We start from the raw sequence: 3,738 nt of genomic DNA, 5'->3' as shown, positions 1-3,738 counted from the left end.
GTGTTCGTTCGTGGAGAGCTTTGTTGTAAACTAATCTTACACAGCCCAATGTGCGCCGCAATAGCGACTCTTGTTCTGGTGTTGGGTAAAATCGAAACGAATAGGCTTTCTCCATATCTCACATTCTAGCATATATCGTGTAAATGCGCTAATATTTAACAGTAAAGCCGTCGTAGAACGACGGGGTTTCAGACCCAAATTTTCGATGAGCCAAGAAAAATCCTCTGATACTCATCGTCAATCTGTAACTGTGAAGCGTAGTTGGAATGGAGTGGTCAAGCTACGTCCCCAACCTCCAAAGGCTTCCCAGACAACCCCTAAACCTACTCCTAATCTAACAAATCCCTCGGCAACTTCAGGTGGTAATGGGTCTAGCAGCGCGGGTGAATCAGACAGTAGTAACTGATAACGTCCGAACGTCTGAACGTCCTCCCTACCCCGCTACGCGCTCAGGGACTCATGGGGGTTTGTTGAAGACGGCTGTTGGCCAGGATCTCTTATAATGGGGAAGTCGGAATGTTTTTTCTTCCTATGCCAGTAAGTGCTGAAGCTCTTAAGCAAGACTTGGATCGACTAACTGATAATCAGCTTCAGCAAGTGGCTGATTTTATTGCCTTCTTAAAGTTTCGCAGTCAGCGTCATCAGGCTGTTCTCGATCCAATGCAACTGGCCGATCTGTTTGCAGAGTTTGCTGATGAAGATCGCGCCTTTGCTGAAGAAGGTATGAATGACTATGCAGTAATACTCCATCAAGAAGACCAATGATGACTAATCCTCTGAAACGGGGTGAAGTCTGGTTAGCCGACCTCAATCCAACTCAAGGTTCTGAACAAGCGGGCATTCGTCCCGTCATCATTTTCCAGAATGACCTTGTTTCCCAGTTCTCAACTACGATCATTGCTATTCCGCTCACCACCAACCAACGTCGCGCTGCTTTGCCTATATGCTTACTGATAGAACAGGGTAATGGTGGACTCGGCCAAGATTCTGTTGCCCTATGTTTTCAGATGAGAGTGCTGGATAAAACTCGTTTGATCCGCACACTGGGACAACTGAGTCCCGAAATAATTGCCCAATTGGAAGAAGTGGTTTTGCTAACCTTAGGATACGAGTCCTAAATGTGGAATTAAACGGAATTCTTATGAGTATAGGCTACATATCAGGACAGGCACTCATGCAAAAGGCGAAAGGGGGAATAGATAATCAGTCTTTAATAAACGGATTTAGTATAAAATGTCAACAATTAAAAGTCCCTTGCGTTATCCCGGGGGGAAATCCCGGGCAATTAAGCAAATTCTGCCGCAAATTCCTGTCAATATTAGGGAATATCGAGAACCTTTTTTTGGTGGGGGTTCTGTATTTTTTGCTGTTAAGCAACTCTTTGGACAACAAATAAAAACCTATTGGATTAATGACTTAAATTATGATTTATATTGTTTCTGGCAATGCCCTCAAGAAAATATTGAGTTTTTGGTAGCAAAAATAACAGAAATTAAACAGAAATATGATAAGGGACGAGAATTATTTCAAGATTTGACAAGGGAAGATTTAAAGTTAACCGACTTTGAGAAAGCAGTGCGTTTTTTTATCTTAAATCGGATTACTTTTTCGGGAACAGTGGATTCGGGAGGTTATTCTCAAGCTGCTTTTACCAGTAGATTTACTGATTCATCAATGGCCAGATTAACTCAAATTGCGCCGTTATTAGCATCAGTAAAAATTACTAACCAAGACTACGAAGAATTATTATTTGCTGAGGGAAAAGAAGTTTTTATCTTTCTCGATCCCCCCTACTATAGTGCCACAAAATCCCGTTTGTACGGTGTGAGAGGTAATTTACATACCAGCTTCGATCATCAACGTTTTGCCGATAATATGCGTCAATGTCAGGCTAAATGGTTAATTACCTACGATGATTGTCCAGAGATACGAAAACTCTTTGATTTTGCCCATATTATCGAGTGGAATCTTCAGTATGGCATGAATAATTATAAACAAGGACAGGCAGCGGCGGGGAGAGAATTAATGATCAAAAATTATTAGTGCGATGCCGAAGGCACTGAGTAGCAGTAAGCTAATTTTATAGGTTGGGTTGACGACTGTTACCCAACACCCTCGAAAGCAAGAGGCTCTTCTAGGTTCTGTGTGAGCATGGTATAATAGTAATACAGGACAGGAGGTGGGTTATGTGGATAAATTTTGATCAACTCCTCGATTTACCAAATGTAACAGTGGTCAATTATCAAAAAATTGATCAGACAATTTTCCTAAAGCTCGCTCTTTTAAATGAAACAATTGAATGTCCGAATTGTCATCAAATATTGGACAGAATCAATCAGACAGAGTACAATCTAGTCAGAGATTTATCAATATTAGGCAATCTGGTATATTTAGAAGTACCACGCCGCCAGTTTCATTGTCAAAAGTGCCAAAAGTATATTAGCGAAAGATTGAGTTTTATGAGATTAAGACAGCATCATACAATCCGCTATGAATCGATGATTTATGAGAGAGTAAAAAATTCTAGTATCGAAGAAATAAGTCGAGAAGAAGGGTTAGGATCGTAAGAAGTTGGGTTAATATTTAATCACTTTGCTAAAGAACTAGAAAAGGAAGAGTGGGAAGCGCCATAACCAAGGTGAGAGCATCTGAAAAGCTATTGACAATTGGCCAATTTTGTGATCCCCGTGGGCATTTCCAGTGATACCAGTCAGTCAGAATAGTTAAGAAATCGACCGATTTGATTGAGAGGGCAAATTCTCATCAAATATACCTGAATCGTCGGTAAGCAACCCAGATAAAGTTCATTTATAATAAAGTCACAAAAAAAACCTTTGCTTGAACCGATGACGACTTCCTTGACTGAGAGTCTCACCCTTGAAGATTTCCTCAAATTGCCATATTTGGAGGATTCTCCAGCATGGGAATACTTGCATGGAGTCGCAATTCAGAAACCCATGCCTAAGACTCGACACTCTATCCTGCAAAAACGTCTTTTAGCTGAGGTTGACAGCCATACTGTTGATTATACAGCCTTACCTGAGTTGCGATGTACCTTCGGCGGGCGTTCGCTCGTTCCTGATGTTGCCGTAATTGCATGGAATCGAATTAACCTCAATCAAGCAGGTGAACCAGAGGACGACTTTACCGAAGCACCTGATTGGACTATCGAAATTCTTTCACCTGATCAAAAGGTAAACCGTGTAATTGACAACATTTTACATTGTTTAAAACATGGCAGTAAATTAGGATGGATGCTTGATCCAGATGATTATTCTGTTTTAATGTTTACTCCCCAACAAGAGCCGGAAGTTTGCAGAGGGGATCACCAGCTTAAGGTAATTGCAGGGGTTCAGTTGACACTGACTCCACAACAAATCTTTGCATGGCTAAAAGTTGGTCAAGCTAGACAAAGTAAGTAGAAGTCGGGGGAGAAGCACGAGGACTAACTTGGTCGTTAGACGGAATTCAATGCTTTTAAGGTTAAGTAAGTGGTTATAATTAAATTGAAGATAGATTTTGTCTTTGATCCCCCCTGCCTCCTTGATAAGGGTGGTATCTGATAATTTTTAACACCTACCTACTTAGGGTTTGCGGCAAAAAGCTTTTCCTGGGGGCAGGGTGTGGCCCCCCCAACCCCCCCGACATCGGGGGGGGCAGGTGGGGTGTGGGGTTTTACCAGTTTTGAGGTGGTCAACTACCTAATTTTCAGGGAAAAAGTACCTGAATTTTCCCCCG

Annotated in this window: 5 protein-coding genes and 1 pseudogene; 5 read left to right on the top strand and 1 reads right to left on the bottom strand. The window is 41.7% G+C overall.

The features are described 5' to 3' along the window. Window positions 1–115: helix-turn-helix domain-containing protein (locus PX482_RS16645; RefSeq protein WP_186814364.1), on the bottom strand; the 115-nt coding region annotated here is incomplete at its 3' end. A gap of 401 nt (window positions 116–516) precedes the next feature. Between PX482_RS16645 and PX482_RS16640 the strand changes: the two genes are divergently transcribed. The 5 genes and pseudogenes from PX482_RS16640 to PX482_RS16620 all read left to right on the top strand — a co-directional run bounded on the left by PX482_RS16640 (window position 517) and on the right by PX482_RS16620 (window position 3,422). Next, complete coding sequence (locus PX482_RS16640; protein ID WP_002760243.1) at window positions 517–765, top strand: hypothetical protein; 249 nt, start codon at window positions 517–519, stop codon at window positions 763–765. Beyond that, a complete protein-coding gene (locus PX482_RS16635) occupies window positions 762–1,118 on the top strand; it encodes a type II toxin-antitoxin system PemK/MazF family toxin (protein WP_002760242.1) in 357 nt (118 codons plus the stop codon). The genes PX482_RS16640 and PX482_RS16635 overlap by 4 nt, the downstream gene beginning before the upstream one ends. A gap of 115 nt (window positions 1,119–1,233) precedes the next feature. Next, the gene (locus PX482_RS16630) at window positions 1,234–2,043 is read left to right on the top strand and encodes a DNA adenine methylase (RefSeq protein ID WP_288122712.1); all 810 of its coding nucleotides are present in this window, start codon (window positions 1,234–1,236) and stop codon (window positions 2,041–2,043) included. Window positions 2,044–2,186: 143 nt separating this feature from the next. Further along, window positions 2,187–2,630 (top strand): annotated as a pseudogene (locus tag PX482_RS16625) (transposase family protein); the annotation flags it as partial. Window positions 2,631–2,846: 216 nt separating this feature from the next. Continuing rightward, window positions 2,847–3,422 carry a Uma2 family endonuclease gene (locus PX482_RS16620; RefSeq protein ID WP_288024013.1) on the top strand — a complete coding sequence of 192 codons (576 nt, stop codon included), beginning with the start codon at window positions 2,847–2,849 and terminating at the stop codon, window positions 3,420–3,422. The last annotated feature ends 316 nt before the right edge of the window (window positions 3,423–3,738 follow it).

The sequence above is a fragment of the Microcystis sp. M53602_WE12 genome (genome assembly GCF_030065455.1).
In the GTDB taxonomy this organism is placed as follows: Bacteria; Cyanobacteriota; Cyanobacteriia; order Cyanobacteriales; family Microcystaceae; genus Microcystis; species Microcystis aeruginosa.
Note: the sequence above shows the minus strand (reverse complement) of the source record. Positions and strands in the feature narration are given on the sequence as shown.